Source organism: Pantoea sp. B623 (assembly GCF_024814475.1).
GTDB classification, from domain to species: Bacteria; Pseudomonadota; Gammaproteobacteria; order Enterobacterales; family Enterobacteriaceae; genus Pantoea; species Pantoea ananatis.
In genome coordinates this window covers 3,605,056-3,623,240 of record NZ_JANUXM010000004.1, presented here as the reverse complement: position 1 = coordinate 3,623,240, position 18,185 = coordinate 3,605,056, and the positions used below count along the sequence as shown (strand labels likewise).

At 57.0% G+C, this 18,185-nt stretch carries 13 protein-coding genes; 1 reads left to right on the top strand and 12 read right to left on the bottom strand.

What is annotated here, in order from left to right:
* Positions 1-26: 26 nt before the first annotated feature.
* From ispG to NXS97_RS18810, 7 genes are all read right to left on the bottom strand, one after another.
* On the bottom strand, positions 27-1,148 hold the full coding sequence (gene ispG, locus NXS97_RS18840) for a flavodoxin-dependent (E)-4-hydroxy-3-methylbut-2-enyl-diphosphate synthase (RefSeq protein ID WP_014594315.1): 1,122 nt from the start codon (positions 1,146-1,148) through the stop codon (positions 27-29).
* A gap of 39 nt (positions 1,149-1,187) precedes the next feature.
* Positions 1,188-2,198, bottom strand: a complete 1,011-nt coding sequence (rodZ, locus tag NXS97_RS18835) for a cytoskeleton protein RodZ (protein WP_014605274.1) — start codon at positions 2,196-2,198, stop codon at positions 1,188-1,190.
* Positions 2,188-2,919 carry a type IV pilus biogenesis/stability protein PilW gene (gene pilW / locus NXS97_RS18830; RefSeq protein ID WP_015699740.1) on the bottom strand — a complete coding sequence of 244 codons (732 nt, stop codon included), beginning with the start codon at positions 2,917-2,919 and terminating at the stop codon, positions 2,188-2,190. Before pilW ends, rodZ begins: the two co-directional genes overlap by 11 nt.
* Before the next feature lie 81 nt (positions 2,920-3,000).
* Complete coding sequence (locus tag NXS97_RS18825) at positions 3,001-4,170, bottom strand: bifunctional tRNA (adenosine(37)-C2)-methyltransferase TrmG/ribosomal RNA large subunit methyltransferase RlmN (RefSeq protein ID WP_013026737.1); 1,170 nt, start codon at positions 4,168-4,170, stop codon at positions 3,001-3,003.
* Positions 4,171-4,353: 183 nt separating this feature from the next.
* Positions 4,354-4,785, bottom strand: coding sequence for a nucleoside-diphosphate kinase (gene ndk / locus NXS97_RS18820; RefSeq protein WP_003848684.1), 432 nt, complete (start codon positions 4,783-4,785; stop codon positions 4,354-4,356).
* Positions 4,786-4,961: 176 nt separating this feature from the next.
* Complete coding sequence (gene pbpC, locus NXS97_RS18815; protein WP_116219828.1) at positions 4,962-7,289, bottom strand: peptidoglycan glycosyltransferase PbpC; 2,328 nt, start codon at positions 7,287-7,289, stop codon at positions 4,962-4,964.
* Between the two features lie 12 nt (positions 7,290-7,301).
* Entirely contained in the window at positions 7,302-12,200 is a 4,899-nt protein-coding gene (locus NXS97_RS18810; protein ID WP_116219827.1) for an alpha-2-macroglobulin, read from the bottom strand.
* 145 nt (positions 12,201-12,345) lie between these two features.
* Between NXS97_RS18810 and sseA the strand changes: the two genes are divergently transcribed.
* Entirely contained in the window at positions 12,346-13,188 is an 843-nt protein-coding gene (gene sseA, locus NXS97_RS18805) for a 3-mercaptopyruvate sulfurtransferase (protein WP_013026740.1), read from the top strand.
* A 33-nt stretch (positions 13,189-13,221) separates the two neighbouring features.
* Here sseA and sseB read toward each other — a convergent pair whose 3' ends face one another.
* The 5 genes from sseB to trmJ all read right to left on the bottom strand — a co-directional run bounded on the left by sseB (position 13,222) and on the right by trmJ (position 18,082).
* Positions 13,222-13,986: an enhanced serine sensitivity protein SseB gene (sseB, locus tag NXS97_RS18800; RefSeq protein ID WP_014594320.1), complete on the bottom strand. Its 765-nt coding sequence runs from the start codon at positions 13,984-13,986 to the stop codon at positions 13,222-13,224.
* Positions 13,987-14,037: 51 nt separating this feature from the next.
* Positions 14,038-15,324, bottom strand: coding sequence for an aminopeptidase PepB (gene pepB / locus NXS97_RS18795; RefSeq protein ID WP_013026742.1), 1,287 nt, complete (start codon positions 15,322-15,324; stop codon positions 14,038-14,040).
* Positions 15,325-15,451: 127 nt separating this feature from the next.
* On the bottom strand, positions 15,452-16,612 hold the full coding sequence (locus NXS97_RS18790; protein ID WP_116219826.1) for an IscS subfamily cysteine desulfurase: 1,161 nt from the start codon (positions 16,610-16,612) through the stop codon (positions 15,452-15,454).
* Positions 16,613-16,701: 89 nt separating this feature from the next.
* Positions 16,702-17,199 (bottom strand): Fe-S cluster assembly transcriptional regulator IscR, encoded by a 498-nt coding sequence (iscR, locus tag NXS97_RS18785; RefSeq protein WP_014594322.1) that lies wholly within the window; start codon positions 17,197-17,199, stop codon positions 16,702-16,704.
* A gap of 136 nt (positions 17,200-17,335) precedes the next feature.
* On the bottom strand, positions 17,336-18,082 hold the full coding sequence (trmJ, locus tag NXS97_RS18780) for a tRNA (cytosine(32)/uridine(32)-2'-O)-methyltransferase TrmJ (protein ID WP_013026745.1): 747 nt from the start codon (positions 18,080-18,082) through the stop codon (positions 17,336-17,338).
* Positions 18,083-18,185: the final 103 nt, after the last annotated feature.

The window sequence follows — 18,185 nt, the reverse complement described above, 5'->3', positions numbered from 1 at the left end:
GTCATGCACGCCGTACACGCAACGGATTATTTTTCCAGTTGCTGCACGTCAATACGACGGGTTTCATCCAGCATGGCCGCTTTGGCACGAATGCGCGCTTCCAGTTGATCGATCATATCGTCATTGTCCAGACGTTCGCGCTGGCGCACGCCATCTTCATAGAAGCCGCTTTTCTTATTACTGCCGGTCACGCCAAGCGTAGAAACGGTGGCTTCGCCAGGCCCATTCACCACGCAACCGATGATGGAGACATCCATCGGCGTGATAATGTCTTCCAGTCGCTGCTCCAGCGCGTTTACCGTGCCAATGACGTCAAACTCCTGACGTGAACAGGTCGGACAGGCGATGAAGTTGATCCCGCGAGAGCGGATGCGCAGCGACTTCAGGATATCAAAGCCAACCTTTACCTCTTCAACCGGATCGGCTGCCAGAGAAATACGCAGCGTGTCGCCAATGCCTTCGGCCAGTAACAGCCCCAGACCAATCGCCGACTTCACCGCACCGGCACGTGCACCGCCCGCTTCGGTAATACCAAGATGCAGCGGCTGCTCGATCTGCTTTGCCAACAGACGGTAGGATTCAACCGCCAGAAAAACATCAGAGGCTTTCACGCTGACTTTAAACTGATCGAAGTTAAGACGATCCAGATGATCGACATGGCGCATCGCCGATTCCAGCAGGGCCTGCGGTGTAGGCTCACCGTATTTTTCCTGCAGATCTTTTTCCAGCGATCCGGCGTTAACACCGATACGAATGGGGATATTGTTATCGCGGGCGCAGTCAACCACCGCACGAATACGCTCGTTATTACCGATATTACCCGGATTGATACGCAGGCAGTCCACTCCATACTCCGCGACTTTTAGCGCGATACGGTAGTCAAAGTGGATATCTGCCACCAGGGGGACGTTCACCTGCTGCTTGATCAGCTTAAACGCTTCGGCGGCATCCATGGTGGGCACCGAGACGCGGACGATATCGACGCCTACGCGCTCAAGGGCTTTGATCTGATTGACCGTCGCGGCTACGTCAGTCGTGCGGGTGTTGGTCATCGACTGAACGGCGATTGGCGCACCGTCGCCAATGGGCACCTGGCCGACGTAAATACGTTTAGACTTACGACGGATAATGGGTGCTTGGTTATGCATATTTCTTCTCCACAATTGCCCGGTACACGCGATACGCTGTTATTGCGCACCCAACGTCAGGCGAGCAACCTGGTTATTACGGATAAAGCGACTTAAATCAACGGGTTTATTCTGATATTGCACCTGAACCACGGATGGCGCGCCAATTTTCAGACGATAGGGAGCCGTGCCAGACAGGCTCAGCTTGCCACCGCTGCGCTGGATACCGCTAAACAGTTTCTTACCCGTTGCATCGCTGACTTCCAGCCAGCAGTCGCCGGTAAAGGTCATCACCACGGCATTCGGATCCGCCGCCGGTTCGCTAACCGCCGCCGCGCCCACTGGCATCTGCTGCGCCGTATTGGTGCTGGCCGGTGCGGGGCTGGTCGAAGTCGGTGCCTGAGAAGGCGAAACAACGGCGTTATTCTCTTCCTGCTGGGCAGCCGCGGCAGTGCTGTTACTGCTGTTACTGTTTTCAGCAGGCGCCGTGCCGGTGGATTCATCGGCGTTCGCCGGTGTGCTGGCGGCATTATTGCTCAACGGCACGCTGGTGCTGTTATCGGTTGATGCGCCGTTCGTCTGTCCCAGGGGGATAGACTGGCTGCTGTCGCTGTTACTGCCGTTTTGATCGGCCATCGACACCAGCTCATCCTGTGAGGCTTTATGGTTCTGCCACCACCAGGCGCCTGTCAGGCCGATCACGACAAAGACCACCAGCCAGGTAAAAATCATCAGCCAGCCGTCGCGTTTCTTACGCCGTTTGCCCAGGGAGAAGCTTTGCATCGGCTCAATTTTTGCGGCACGAACCGGCGTCTGCTTTTCCATCATCGGCAGCAGTTCCTCTTCAGGAATGTGCACCAGACGCGCATAAGAACGGATGTAACCGCGCAGGAAGGTAGAGGCTAAATCCGCAGGTGATTTGTCTTCTTCAATATCACGTACGGTAGTAAGTTTCAGGCACAGGCGTTCAGCAACATGTTGCTGCGTGAGTCCCATTTGTTCACGGGCCAGACGCAGGCGTGTACCTGTGGAATGAACTGCAGAATTTTCTTGAGTGGCTTCAGTATTCATTAGCTAAATAACGCTGGTACTGTATCGATTGCGGAAAACGTCGCGCTAACTGGTCGCCATAACGTGAAACGTCTGCGGCATTTCCCTGTTGCGCGGCGAAACGTATGTGTAACGCCAGGCTGCGTGCCGTCTCCGGCAGCGGCTGGTAAAGCTCTAATAATAGCGCTACGTTAGCCCACTGGTCATTTTCGACCGCGCTTTCAGCTTCGGCTAGTAGCGACGCTCCTTTACTCTGGTCCGCATCGAGCGCATACGACAAAGCAGCACGCGCTGCTTCTCTGTTTCCTGCCCGCAGATAACAATACCCCGACAGTTCATACGCATCGATACGGGCGTCTCCTTCCTGCGCACCCTTCGCCCGGATAAACTGTTGATGCGCTTCATCATACTGCCCTAAAGCGCAAAGAAACGCACCGTAATTGTTAGGGATGTAACCATTATGTGGCGCAATTCGCTGCGCGTGCTGAAAATGATAATGCGCTGCGGCAGTGTGCCCCTGCCGCTGAGCCAGCCGGGCCAATGCCAGGGGTACGCGGTAATCCTGGGGAGCGGCCGCCTGCGCCCGTAAGAGATTACGGCGCGCAGCAGGATAATCCTCTACCGCGAGGTAGTGCATACCCAGTTGCAAACGAAGCTCCGCTGCCCCCGGTTGGGTCGGCGAACGGACACAACCGCTTACAACAAAAACGGCCAGTAATGCCGTGCACATCCCTTTGCCCATCGCCTTTCCATCCTGTTATCGCTGTGGCTGGCAGCAGCCTGCCACGCAGAGACGGAATGGAAAACCCTGTTAGTCAGCCTTTCAGAGCGCCTTCACAGATATGGCTTCGCCCGCCATTTTCTTACGCAGGGTGCGTTTCGTACGGTCAATCACTTCCCCGGCCAACTGGCCGCAGGCGGCATCAATATCATCGCCACGGGTTTTACGCACGATAGTGGTAAAGCCGTAATCCATTAACACCTTGGAGAAGCGGTCAATGCGGCTGTTCGAGCTGCGACCATAAGGTGCCCCGGGGAAGGGGTTCCATGGAATCAGGTTGATCTTACACGGCGTTTCTTTCAGCAATGCCGCCAGTTCATGCGCGTCATCGGTGCTGTCGTTGACATGATCCAGCAACACGTATTCGATCGTGACGCGTCCCTGGTTCGCATTGGACTTACCAATATAGCGTTTAACCGCCGCCAGGAAGGTTTCAATATTGTATTTCTTGTTAATGGGTACGATGTCGTCACGCAGTTTGTCGTTTGGCGCATGCAGCGAAATCGCCAAGGCAACGTCGATCATGTCGCCCAGCTTGTCCAGGGCAGGCACAACGCCCGAGGTCGACAGGGTGACACGGCGTTTCGACAAACCAAAACCGAAGTCATCCAGCATAATTTCCATGGCCGGAACCACATTATTCAGGTTGAGCAACGGCTCACCCATGCCCATCATCACCACGTTGGTGATAGGACGCTGACCGGTCACTTTGGCCGCACCAACGATTTTTGCGGCACGCCAGACCTGACCAATAATTTCTGACACGCGCAGATTGCGGTTAAAGCCCTGCTGCGCCGTCGAGCAGAATTTACACTCCAGCGCGCAACCCACCTGAGAGGAGACACATAAGGTGGCGCGATCCCCTTCCGGGATATACACCGTTTCAACCAGCTGATCGCCGACGCGAATAGCCCATTTAATGGTGCCATCCGTTGAGCGCATCTCTTCAGCCACTTCCGGGGCGCGAATTTCGGTGAGTTCCATTAACCGGTTACGCAGCTTCTTGTTAATGTCGGTCATCTGCTCGAAATCATCGCAGCAGTAGTGGTAAATCCACTTCATCACCTGATCGGCACGGAAGGGTTTTTCACCGAGCGAGACAAAAAACTCACGCATTTGCTGACGGTTGAGATCCAGCAGGTTGATTTTTTGGCTTTTGGGTGAGACGGAAATAGGCGAGGTGGACGCGGACGTCACAATCTGTTCGGACATAATGTTCTCTGGCCTCGTTGTTACACGTTATGGCGCTGTTGGGAAAAGAAAAAAATTGCGCCTTCACTAAGCTGGCTCAATGAAGGCGCAATATTGTACAACATCTGCTGCCTGATAACAGGCTAGAGTTGCCCGTGTTCAGCAGATTTTTGTAAAGCCCTGTACGCGTCAGTCGTTAAGCAATTAACGGGTGCGCGGGCAAATTTCGTTTTCGCCGAAGAAATAGGCAATTTCACGGGCGGCTGATTCGGCAGAATCTGAACCGTGGGTTGCGTTCTCGGTGAAGCTGTCAGCGTAGTCTGCACGCAGTGTGCCAGCCAGCGCGTTAGCAGGGTTAGTTGCACCCATCAGGTCACGGTGACGCTGAACGGCATTTTCACCTTCCAGTACAGAAACCACAACCGGACCAGACGTCATGAATTCAACCAGACCGTCGAAGAACGGCTTGCCCTGGTGCTCTGCGTAAAAACCTTCAGCCTGCTCTTTGCTCAGCTGCAGCATTTTTGCGCCAACGATTTTGAAGCCTGCGCTTTCAAAACGGTTGTAGATGGCACCGATCACGTTTTTAGCGACGGCGTTTGGCTTGATGATAGAAAAAGTACGTTCGATTGCCATGATGACCTCTGTCTTGACGTTCTGAAGAAACCGAGGGCGCGCGCCCCGGCTAAGAAACGGCGCCGATTATAGGGGTTGAGTGTGACGTTGCCTATCACCGAACCCATAATTTATTGAAAAATCTTGATCTGAGTCGGGGCTAATACTTTTCAACTCTGATTTAGCGCAAAAAACACTCACCCACGGGTAAAAACGACAGAGGCCAGCTGACCGGCCTCATCCATGACCACCAGCTGATAGTCCCCTGCCCGATCAAGAGGTAGCGACAGGGTGCCGTTCTGACTTTGCGTTTCGAGCGGCTCGCCGTTTAAAAACCACCAGCGCTGAACGCCCTGACCGCCCTGCACCGCGACCGGTATCACCAGCGTAGTATTGCCCGGCAGCGGCTGAACGCGCTGCCCGTCTATAACGCCAGTCACAATCAGCGGCGCGCTACTGCCCTGCTGCAAGGGCGGACACCGGGGATCAACCGCCGGTAAGCGCTGCGCCCGACGCTCCTGCGGCGGCAGCCAGGCTTCCAGCGGCAAAGGCCACACCAGACGTTCATGGCTGATGGCTCGTGGGCAATCCGCCGCAACCCGTAAGCCCTGTTCGTTCTGCCAGTAATGCAGGTGCAATCCGCTCAGGCTTTCCTGTCCCGGTGCCAGCAAGGTCGGCGGCAGCGTGTCGTTCAGCACCCAACTCTGACGCCGTTGTCGGCAGTTTTCGTCTCCCTCGGGCAGCGGCTGCCCGCCAGGCCAGCAGATGCCTGCCACGCTGACCGACGCCGGTCGCGGATCGGTGGGGACTGCCCGCCCGGCCAGGCGGTTCATCAGTACGTTGTTAACCTGATTCATGACGGGAACCGCAGACGCGAAACCAAACTGCCCCGCAACCGGCGTTGCATCGGGTCGTCCGACCCAAACGCCAATCAGATAACGCGGATTGATTCCCACGGCCCAGGCGTCACGGTAGCCGTAGCTGGTGCCGGTCTTCCATGCCAGCGGTACCACCGCAGGCGCGCTGCCATTACCCGCAGGCTGAGCCTCACCGCCCAGAATACGGCGGATGATCCAGGCCGAACCGGGCGAAAGCAGTGGGCGTTCCTGTAAGGGCTGGTCTGCCATCCAGCGCAGCTGACCGGCGTTGCCATGTCGGGCAAAGGCGCTATAGGCCGCCACGATATCATCCATGCGCGCTCCGGTGCCGCCGAGAATCAACGACAGGTTAGGCTCTGTACCCGGTGGGAAACGTAGATTTAGCCCCACATTGCGCAGGCGTGCGGCCACATTTTTTGGGCCCAGCGCCTCCAGCAGCTGCACGGCGGGCAGATTGAGTGATCGCACCAGCGCTTCACTGGCGCTGACCGGGCCATGAAAACCGGTATCGAAGTTACCCGGACGGTAATCGCCAAAACGACGTGGAACATCCTGCAGTAAAGACTCGGCATGGATGAGCCCCTCGTCCAGCGCCATGCCGTAGACAAAGGGTTTCAGGACCGATCCCGGCGAGCGAACGCTGGCAATCATATCCACATGACCAAAAAGGCTGTCGTCGCCGAAATCGGCGGAACCGACGTAGCCCCGCACCGCCATAGTGGTGTGATCCACCACCAGTATCGCCAGTGAGGTGCGCGGAGGAAGCTGGTTTTTCACATTCAGCGCCATGCTTTCCAGCTCGCGCTGCAGCGACGGATCCAGCGTAGAGACGATTTTATCGTGCGTAGTCATCGATAACAGTCGCCGCGCCAGTAACGGCGCCATCTGCGGCATCTGGCGCGGCGGGAGCCAGACCGGTTCCTGGCGGATTTCAGCGACCCGTCGGGGCGACCAGACATGATACTGCGCCAGCCGATCCAGCACCTTATTACGTGCCGCTTCAGCCCGCTCTGGCCAGCGATCGGGCCGCAAACGACTGGGTGCCTGTGGCAATACGGCCATTAGCGCCGCCTCGCCCCTTGTCATCTGTGACGGCGCTTTACCCAGCCAGCTCCAGCTTGCCGCTCCAATCCCTTCCAGCGTGCCGCCAAAGGGCGCACGATTAAGATAAAGCGTTAAGATGTCGTATTTAGAGAGATGCCACTCCAGTTGCAGAGCGCGCCATGCCTGAATCAGCTTGCCCCGCAGCGTTCGCGGCTGTGGGTCGATGATTCTGGCCACCTGCATGGTTAAAGTGCTGCCACCCGAAATGACGCTGCCATGACGCAGGTCCTGCCAGGCCGCGCGAAGCAGGGCGAGCGGATTAATCCCGGGATGGTACCAAAACCAGCGATCTTCATAGGTCAGCAACGCCTGTATGTACGTCGGCGACACGTCAGCGGGAGTGACCGGATAGCGCCAGATGCCCTGGTCGTCAGCGAAGCGCCACAGGGGTGTGCCGTCCTCGGCGACCACCACACGTGCGGGCTGAACCTCTTTAAGGGGCAAGGGGAATAACCGATCCAGAATCAGCGGGATAAGCAGCAAGGCCAGAATAAAAAGCGGCAGGGCTACCCACCGCTTTTTGATGTGCCTGTTTTTGATCACAACCCGGCCCGGCTACTGTTGTACATGCAGCTGTTGCGGCGTCGCACCAATCGCCCGCCACTCAGGTACGTACATCGATTCCACCTGCGGTGGCGGCATATGGTAGATACCCGGCGTCACTGCGCGCGCCAGATACATCAGGGTTGCAGGACGATACGTATCCACTGCCAGCGCGGCAACGAAGCGATCGTCACGGAACTCAATATGCCGGATGTTGGCCTGCTGCATATCCATCATGCTCTCTTTTAACGCATCCGCACTGTCACCCAGGCTGGCACTGCTGTCTGCCAGATTCTGGTTTTCCAGCTCCAGTCCGGCCGGTAACAGATCCACGACCAGCGCATCGCTGATGCGGCGTTTCGCGGCCACGGTAAGACGGACCACCAGCAATTCACCGCTGCGAAGATTATTGAGATCCGCCGGTTTACCGTCCAGGGTGAAGTACTCTCGCTTAACAGACAGCATATGGCTGACCGGATTCGGCGGCGTCAGCGGATAACCCACCACGTTCAGGCTGCCATACAGCGGTGCCGTGCCGGGATTGCTCACGTCAACGCCTTGCGCCAGCTGTTGACTATCCAGCCCTTTATTCACAGGCCCACTGCTGCTTACGGGCGGTTGATCACCCTGTAATATCGCCTGCCAATCCTTACCCTGTGCGGTTTGCAGCGTGCGCGCCGCCAGGTAAAGCGCATTGTTCTCCTGGGTAGAGAGCCAGCGCTTGCCGTTCAGCTCTTTCGACAAAGAGAGCAGCAGGCTGTTTTGCAGTTCCGGCTGCAGCTGATATTCCGCTAACAGGGCGATCATCATCCCCTCATCGCGCACCGTACTGCCGTAGTCGCCAAACCAGCTGCTTTCAGGTCGTGACAGCGTGGCGCCCTGCATCACAGCCAGCGGCGAACGCTGTCCATCCCCCATCAGCTTCAGCGCGACACCCAACTGCATCAGCGCCAGCCCCGATTTGGCCTTGTCACGCTTTTCATAAAGCGCACGCAACGCGCCCAGTGGCGCACGCTGCTGACGCGCCAGCACCAGGCCGGCATAAGCCTGAACGCTGAAACGCAATGCATCGGTGTCGGCACTGCCACTAGCGGTAATTTGTGAAGGGTCCTGTAAATAACGCAGCAGCCGTGCGTTAGCCCGATCAATCACGTCAGGGGGCAAGGCATAGCCCGCTTCGCTGGCGCGCAGTAAAAAGTCAGTAACGTAAGGTGTGAGCCAGAACTCCTCTTCACTCTGCTTACTCCACAACCCAAAGCTGCCGTCAGCACGCTGCATCCCGGCCAGACGGGCGATGCCGGTGTCAACGGCGGCCCGACGAACGTCATCACTGCTGGTTTTTATCCCCATAGCGCTGAGCTGCGCCTGACTGGTATAGAGCGACGGCCAGAGACCGCTGGTGGTCTGCTCCAGACAGCCATAGGGATAGGCATAAAGCGCACTAATGTAGCTGGCGATATTTAAAGGCGGACGATTACTCAGGGTCAGTTGTCCACTCAGGGTTTCTGCATCCAGACCCGCAAACGCCGCCGCCGTGACCTGCCAGGGGCGATCGTGGTCAATCACAGCGGCAAAATTGAGGGTTTGCGCAGGATAAGGCGGCCTGACGCCAATCTTCCACGTCTGCTGGCTGGGCCGCACCGTCTCACCGGGCAGGTTCAGTCCTGAAATCTGCACCTGCACTTCGCCGTCACCAAACCCGGTTTTCGCCGTCACGGGCACCTGCAAGGTGGTCCTTTCGCCTTTTGCCAGCGTCACATTTTGTGTGGCCGCGCCCGACAGTCCTATCAGACCTTTGGCAGTCAAATCGACCTTCAGCGTTTGCGGCAGGTCCGTCAGATTGGTGATATCCAGCGCCAGTGAAGCGCTGTCGCCGCTGGCCAGAAAACGCGGCGTGGCCAGTTCGCTGACCAGCGGGGCAGCCACCACCAGCTTACGTTCGGCAGCGCCAAAGCTGTCATCGCTCCAGACCTGCGTCATTAAGCGCAACTCGCCGTTAAAGGCCGGAATGGGCAGCGTAATGGCACCCTTGCCGTTTTTATCCAGCGTAACGGCCTGCAACTGCTGCGCCACGATATTGACGTGGGTGACCGGTTTTTTACCGCCGCGCGTCATGGATTCGTCTTCACCGTCTCCGCCAAAGCGCAGAGCAGCCAGCCGTCCACCGCTTTCAATCAGTTGACCAAACACATCGTACTGATCGACGTTATAACGCTTGCGACCGAAAAAAGCCGTCCAGGGATCGGGCGTTTTATAATCCGTCACGCTTAACACACCGCTGTCTACCGCTGACAGCAGGACGTGCACCTTGTCAGGCAGCGGGCCGCCTTCACGGCTGGCCTGAACGTTCACCGTCAGGTTCTGCTCAGGACGAACCTTATAGGGTGCGTCCAGCGTCAGCGTTAAACGTCGCGCCTCGGTCGCCATCGGCAGATGTAACAGTCCGACCGCCCGTTTCGGCGTGGCACCACTGGTTTTGTCCCCTTCCCGCACCACGATGGCACTGAAATAGAGATCGTGGCGCTGCCAGTTGGCCGCGATCGGCACGTCCACCTGGGTTCCACCCTGCGGCACCGTTAAGGGTTGCCACCAGAGCGTCCCGCTGCTGGATTCCACCATCAGATAGCCTTTTCCGGCCGTGGGCGATTCGACCTGCAAATGGACGGTTTCACCCGGTTGGTATGCCGCTTTATCCAGCTTCAGTTTGACCTGGTCCGGACGCAGCGCGCCTGTACCATTGGTATTATCCTGCCAGTCATAGCCCGCCTGAAAACGCACGCTGCTGATGATTTTTTCACCCGACTGGACCTCAAGCCGGTAGCTGCCCCACTCAACCGGGAAGCTGACCTTGGTGCTGCCGTCAGCGGGAATGCTGACAGATTGCTCATCTTCCTGCAGGTCTTTGGCATCGTAACGTGACTGCCAGCCTTCACTGTCAGAGAAGCTCCAGTAGTAGTCACGCCGTTCACGAATTAAGCGTACGTCAAGCTTATCTGCCGCCAGCTTAGCGCCCTGACTGTTGGCATAAACAATATCGAATTCTGCCAGGCTGTTTTCCGGCACGGTCGGCTCATCGTGATAGCTGTCACTGCGGTAATCGTAGATCGCCTTATTGCCAAACAGCGGACGGATACCGGGCAACGCGTCCGCCGGCCAGATGGCCTGAGTAGCACGTCGGGTGACCGGACGACCGCCGGTTTCCAGCAGGCTGGCCTGCAGTATCAGGTTCAGCGGTGAGTGAAGCTGATCCCACTGATTATCCACGGTCAGTTGCGCCTTGCCGTTGGCGTCAAGCTTAAGATCGACATCGTCCAGACTGCGCTTCAGGCCCTGTTCGGTGATGTCACCAAACTGGTAGCCCGGCAGCGCAGCAACCGCCTCACGGGCCGGACGCAGATAGAGCTGTCCCTGCAGCTGATTCCCTGCCGCAGGCGCGCCATACAGATAGCGCCCCTCAATGTCGAACGTAATATCGGCATCCGCAGGCTGGGGTTGTTCATCGTTTTTCAGCGTTAATGCCATGCGCTCAGGCAGAAAATCCTCAACGCGGAAATGCCACTGCCGCAGCTGGTTATCACCGGTATTCAGCCGCAGCATCCAGCCGCCGGTCATCGCCGAAGCCGGTAAAGCAAACCGCTGCTGATAGAAACCGTCCTGCGGCTGCCAGACCACCGTGCGCACTACCTCGCCGTCTGGCTGTACCAGCTCAGCCTTAACCGGTTGGGCAGGTAAAGGCTTGCCGTCCGCATCGCGCAGCAGCGCATTGACGATCACTGTTTCGCCAGGCCGATAAATATCTCGTGGGCCGAAGACGAAGAGCTGTTTGTCATAGCCTTCGGGCCCCGCTACGGGGAATTCGGCTAAATCCAGAGCAGGGCGCGCCAGGTCGATCAGCGAAGTTTGTTCGCCCTTCATGGCCAGCAGGAACTTGCCTTTTTCGTCTGCATTAAGGCGCAAATGACCGCTGCTGTCGCTGGTGCCGTTTTGCAGCACCAGGCCTTTATCATTCAACAGCCTGATACTGACGCCGGAAAGCGGTGCGCCGTTTTCCAGACTCTGTGCGAAGAGTTCAAACTGGGTGGGAAAGCGGTGCAGCGACAGGCCGATATCGCTCAGGGTAAACAGCGTCGCAGGCATGCTGTAGTGATAAGTGCCCGCCTGCTTCATGACCGCCAGATAAACCCCTGGCTGCTGAAGCGGCTTAATGTCTTTCAGCGGCAACTGCAGTTTTTCCCGCGTGTTACGGGCCGGGTTGAGTTCAAAGCGGCCGGTATACACCAGTTGGCTGGTTTTCAGCAGTTCCTGAGATTGCCAGGTAGAGAGGTTGTTACCGTAATTCCACTGGGAAAGGAATTCCGCCAGGCCCGCATTTTTGATTCGGAAAAAATCCACATCCACCTGGTCTACGTTCAACGCCAGTACCGGCAGCCCCTGCGCGATACGCAACGGCAACAGGGAGCCTCGGCTGGCAAAGCCCACCATCGGCTCAATGTCGCGGGTAGTGATTTTTTTGCTGTAGGCCGTTGTCAGCGTCTCACCGCTGGCGGCGCGCAAGCCCGAATCGACGGTCACGGTGAACTGACGAGAGGGTTCAGGATGGCGAAAACGCAGGGCTTTACGATTGCTGGAAAGCTCCCAACCACCATCGACTTTGCCGTGTTTATCGTCGATCAACCTGACCTTTTGCGCCAGATCCTGCTTGTCATCCAGCGGCTGATTAAAGGTTAAAACCAGCGCCGCCGCGCCATCAAGCTGTAATTCAGAGAGATCGATAATGGTGAGTGGTTTGCTGGCCTGCGCGCTGGCTGCAGGGGTTTCTGCACTGACAGGAAAAACAGGTAAGGTGGCGACAGACAGCAGCGAACCACCGATCAGCATGCTGAACAGCAGCCGGTTAATGCGTTTTTTCATGGTAAATCCTTCACCGGGCCCCAGGGGAATTGTTATATAACGCTGGGCAATTTCACATCAACGCTCGCATTTAATCAACGCTTCTCTTGAGATGGTGTGCACATTACCCGACACTGGCATGACAGATTGCTGAGATGAGGTTGTTATGACGACGCCACTGTTTGTGTCCGCCGACTGGTTACAAGAACACTACAACGATGAAACGCTGCAGGTACTGGACGCACGTATGCTGCCGCCAGGCATGGATGCGGTTCGCAATATCCAGGCTGAATACCTGGCGGGTCATTTGCCCCAGGCACCTTTCTTTAATATTGAAGCACTTTCCGATCACACCAGCCCCTATCCGCATATGCTCCCGCGCGCTGAAAGCTTTGCCGTGGCCATGCGCGAGCTTGGCGTCAACAGTGATAAACATCTGATTGTTTATGATGAGGGCAACCTGTTTTCTGCCCCGCGCGCCTGGTGGATGCTGCGCGCTTTCGGCGTCGCCCAGGTTTCCATTCTGGCTGGTGGTTTGCAGGGCTGGAAAGCCGCGGGCTTTGCGCTGGCGGAGGGGGAAGTGAGCCTGCCTGAGGGCGAATTCGAGGCTGAGTTCGATGACGGGCTGGTGAAACGCCTGACTGACGTGCTGTTGATTAGCCATGAAGGCGGCGCACAGATTGTGGATGCCCGAGCGGCTAACCGCTTCAATGCCGAGGTAGATGAGCCACGCCCCGGCTTACATCGTGGGCACATCCCCAACAGTCTGAATCTGCCGTGGAACCTGTTGGTTGAACAGGGACAACTGAAGCCGGCGTCCGAACTGCGCGCCCTGTTTGCCCAGGCGGGCGTGGACCTGACGCAACCCGTTGTCGCCACCTGTGGCTCAGGCGTTACGGCGGTCGTGTTGATTCTGGCGCTGACGTCGCTGGGCGTTCGGGAGGCTACGCTCTATGACGGTTCCTGGGGCGAATGGGGAAGCCGGGACGATTTGCCGATTGCGAAATAAGAAGACGCGCGGCCGGTGAGGCCGCGCGCGTTGTCAGATAATACGCTGACCGCCTTTGAACTCGCGCAGGAAACTCCCCCAGCGACGTTCATAAAAGGGCGTGATGTGGGCGGTAAAGAAGTGGCTGATGCCGCGATCGTCTGCCGTGACCTCGCAGATATCAATGGGTGCATCATCCAGTAACGTGTCGCTGGCGACGCTGCCAGCGGCCTGGATAATGGCCTCAATATCGCTGTCCGCTTCAATCCCAATCAGCAGGTTGGGTTCCTCATCCGCGCGTTCACGAATGCTGGCAACAAAGGCGCGTTTCACCTGCTTATATTTGCTGAGCAGTTGGGTCAGAGAGTCAATCATCTGGGCAGGCGGTTCTGCCACTTCCGACAGCAGCAGCGACTGCCCGCCTTCCAGCACGCTTTGCTGAGTGAGTGCACTGCCCTCTTCGCCCAGCAGATGGCTGATTTCCGCAGCGGAAAACTCTTTTCCCGTCGGCAGTTTTGGATTCAAAAACAGGGTTTCGCCACGCGTCATGTCAAACAGGGTGCGCACGGGTAAACGTAAATACGCCTGTTCGCTCTCGACGGCTTCGCTCATCGCCTCTTCGGAGGTAAAAAACGGAATAACGCTGCTGCCATCCTCTTTTTCCCAGTGCTGGAGATCCACCGGCGTACTGGCATCCAGTTGCTGGCTGGTGCTTTCGCCGGGCACCCAGACGTCAGCTTCCAGCAACAGCTGGAAAAATTCAGGCCGGTGCGCAGGCTCGGTCGCGGCCAGCTTCAGCACCTCTTCAAGACGGTTCATAGTTTACTTCTACCTTGAGAAAGCGGTGACCAGGTCACCGCTGGATTACGCTTATTTCAGTAACAGGTTGGCGAGGGTACGGACACCCAGACCGGTTGCACCGGCAGCCCACTGATCGACCGCGCTTTTGCGATAGGTCGCTGAGCAGTCAATATGTAACCAGCCCTGCTGATAGTGGCTGACGAAGTACGACAGGAACGCGGCAGCGCTGCTGGCACCTGCCGAATGCGCCGGACTGGCGATGTTGTTCAGGTCGGCGAAGTTCGACGGCAGATGGTTGCGATGGAATTCCGCCAGCGGCAAACGCCAGAAAGGTTCGTTTTCGCTGACTGCGCTGCCCATCACCGACTGCGCCAGGCCATCGTCAAAGGTAAACAGCGCGTGATAATCATTGCCGACCGCCGTCTTCGCGGCACCGGTCAGGGTTGCCGCATCGATCAGAAGCGTTGGGTTCTGCTCGCTGGCATCAATCAGGCCATCAGCCAGTACCAGGCGGCCTTCAGCGTCGGTGTTCATCACCTCTACCGACTTGCCGTTGCGGTAGCGAATGATGTCGCCCAGTTTGAAGGCATTGCTGCTGACCATGTTATCCGCGCAGCAGAGGTAAAGTTTGACCCGCTTATTCAGCCCGCGCGCGATCGCCAGCGCCAGCGCACCGGTGACGGTGGCCGCGCCGCCCATGTCCGACTTCATTGAGTCCATGCCAGCGCTCGGTTTCAGGCTGTAGCCGCCGGTATCAAAGGTAATGCCTTTGCCCACCAGACAGGCGTAAACAGGCGCCTCGCTGTCTCCGGTTGGGTTGAAATCCAGCGCCAGAAAGACCGGCGGGCGGTTAGAGCCGCGCCCCACGGTGTGCAGCCCCATGTAGCCTTGTTCGCGTAAGTCGTCGCCTTTGGTGATGCGATAGCTGACGGCCTCACCACCCAGCTCACTGAGTAAGTCAATGGCGCTGTGCGCCAGCGTTTCCGGGCCCAGATCGTCGGCTGGTAAATTAATGGTGTCGCGCACCCAGCCAACAATTTTGCGGCGGCGATCGAACTCCGCCTGCTCGTGTTCACCCAGTTGCGGCCAGTCCACCTGGTTTTTGCCCTTAGGCCCGCGATAACCCTGCCAGAATGCCCAGCACTGCTCAAGGTGCCAGCCTTCGCCAGCCAGTGAAACATGACGAATGCCCTGGCCATCCAGTTTACGGGCGGCCCGTTGAATGGTCATCAAGGCATCCGCTTCACGCAGGTGCAGGGTCATGCCGTTATCATTGCTGCTTAACAGCGCTTTTTCGCCCCAGCGCGCATCGGCGGGCTGGCTGCTGAGCGTAATATTCATCGGTTGTGTATTCATTGTAGGGCTCCGTATTCGTTATTCGTTTCATCCAGCCTGTTTTAAGACGGCTTTTTCATTCAGATGTTACGCTGCACGCCGCAGATGTTGTCGGCGCACAGTTTGTCAGCCTCGGCTGGCAAATGCATCATGACTTCATGAGTTCACGCAGGCGCGTAACGGACTTCTGCACCAGCGCGATGGCATAATCGATCTCGTCTTCCGTGGTAAAACGGCCCAGCGAGAAGCGAAGCGAGCTGTGTGCCAGCTCTTCGTTCAGGCCAAGCGCACGCAGGACATAGGAGGGTTCAAGACTGGCAGAAGTACAGGCCGATCCAGACGACAGCGCAAGATCTTTTAACGCCATGATCAATGACTCACCTTCAACGTCAGTGAAACTTACGTTGAGAATGTTGGGACAGCTGTGCTGCAAATCGCCATTTACGCTGACGCCGCCGGTCTGGCGCAGCCCCTGCCACAGCCGATCCCGAAGGGCAGACAAGCGGGCCATCTCTTCTTCGCGGACTTCACGGGCAATGCGATAGGCTTCACCCATCCCCACGATCTGGTGCACAGGTAAGGTGCCCGAGCGCATATTGCGTTCATGGCCGCCACCATGGATTTGTGCATCGATCTGAACGCGCGGCTTACGGCGCACATACAGCGCGCCGATCCCTTTGGGGCCATACACTTTATGGGCGGAAAAGGACATCAGATCGACAGGGAGTTCACTCAGATCGACAGGGAGCTTACCTACGCTCTGTGTGGCATCAACATGGAACAGGATGCCACGTTCGCGGCAGAGCGCGCCCATCGCGGCGATATCCTGAATCACGCCAATTTCATTGTTCACGTGCATGATCGACACCAGAACGGTGTCATCGCGCAGTGCAGCGCGCAAATCCTCAATCGCGATCAGACCATTCGCGGCGGGCGTCAGCCAGGTAATGTCGAAACCTTCACGTTCAAGTTGCAGGCAGGTATCAATCACCGCTTTATGTTCGGTTACGCTGGTAACGATGTGCTTGCCGCGCGCCTGATTAAACTGGGCCGCGCCTTTAATGGCGAGGTTGTCGGATTCGGTGGCACCGGAGGTAAACACGATTTCACGCGGGTCAGCATTCACCAGCTCTGCCACCTGATTACGCGCAACGTCCACCGCTTCTTCGGCCTGCCAGCCAAAACGGTGTGAACGAGAGGCCGGGTTACCAAACGTGCCATCCAGCGTCAGGAATTGCATCATTTTGCTGGCCACACGCGGATCGGCCGGCGTGGTAGCGGCGTAATCCAGGTAAATCGGTAATTTCATTGCGCTACAGCTCCGTATAGAAAATCATACGTATTTATAGCAGATTCAGCCCCTACCGCGTTAGCAGTAAGGGCCGGAGAAGAGGAGGATTACGAGGCGCGAAGGTTCACGTTGATTTCCTGAGAACGGGAGTTCTGGAAACGGCGGTTGTCATTGGCGTTCTGACGGTCGGCCACGTCCAGGATTTCCTGATTATTCACCAGCTCAGCCAGCGTAATGTTGTTCAGGAACTCACTAATGCGCACACTCAGATCGCGCCACAGGACGTGAGTCAGGCAGCGTTCGCCGCCCTGGCAGCCTTCTTTGCCCTGACACTTGGTGGCGTCCACGGACTCATCTACCGCCGTGATCACTTCTCCCACCGCAATCGCATTGGCTTCTTTACCTAGCAGATAACCGCCGCCCGGCCCGCGAACGCTTGCTACCAGGCCATGCTTGCGTAAACGCGAGAATAACTGCTCCAGATAGGAGAGCGAAATGCCCTGGCGTTCAGAGATATCTGCCAGTGGAACCGGGCCCTGGTGAGAGTGAAGGGCAACGTCCAGCATGGCGGTAACAGCATAACGTCCTTTGGATGTCAGTCTCATAGCATACAACCTCAATAGCGTCCGGTTATCGGAGGATTAGCGAAGATGGCAGCAAGTCTGACATTCCTGAGTAATTTGGTCAACTATTTAACCAAGTAAATTGCTCAAGTATTTAACCTGGTAATTTACTCAACTATTATTCGCCGTCCGTTCTGGTTCCTTTTCGCTTCTCGAAAGACGAGAGCATACCGCGCAAAATATTGAGCTCATCGCGTTCAGGACGGGCGCGCGTATACAGACGACGCAGTTTGCTCATGACCTGGCCCGGGTTGGCTTCACGGATAAACCCGCTTTCCAGCATCATGTTTTCCATGTGCTGATAGAAGCGTTCCAGATCGTCCACCAGCGGATAAGGGGAAGCGTCGTACTGCGGTTTTGGGGTTTGGTTCTCTTGCGCCTGAAGCCAGGCCATACGCACTTCATAAGCAATGATCTGCACGGCCATCGCGAGATTCAGCGAGCTGTATTCCGGATTCGCCTGAATGGCCACGTGGTAGTGACACTTTTGCAATTCGTCGTTTGTCAGTCCGACGCGTTCACGGCCAAACACCAGCGCGACAGGCGCCTGCTGCCCTTCTTCAATACTTTTCACGCCGCATTCCCGGGCGTCCAGCATCGGCCACGGCAGAGATCGCGAGCGGGCGCTGGTGCCGACCACCAGGCTGCACCCGGCAATGGCTTCATCCAGGGAGTCTACAATCTTTGCCTCACCGATAACATCACTGGCACCCGCCGCCAGAGAGATAGCCTGAGAGTCTGGCTTCACCAGCGGATTCACCAGATAGAGGTTAGTTAACCCCATGGTTTTCATGGCGCGCGCTACGGAGCCCATGTTGCCGGTATGAGAAGTTTCCACCAGCACGATACGAATATTTTGCAGCATAAGAGTTGGGATCGGTCAGAAAATGATGACGCGTACTCTAACATAAAGCAGGACATTTACCGAACACCCTGCTATACTCCGCGCCGTTTTCCCCGTTCTTTAA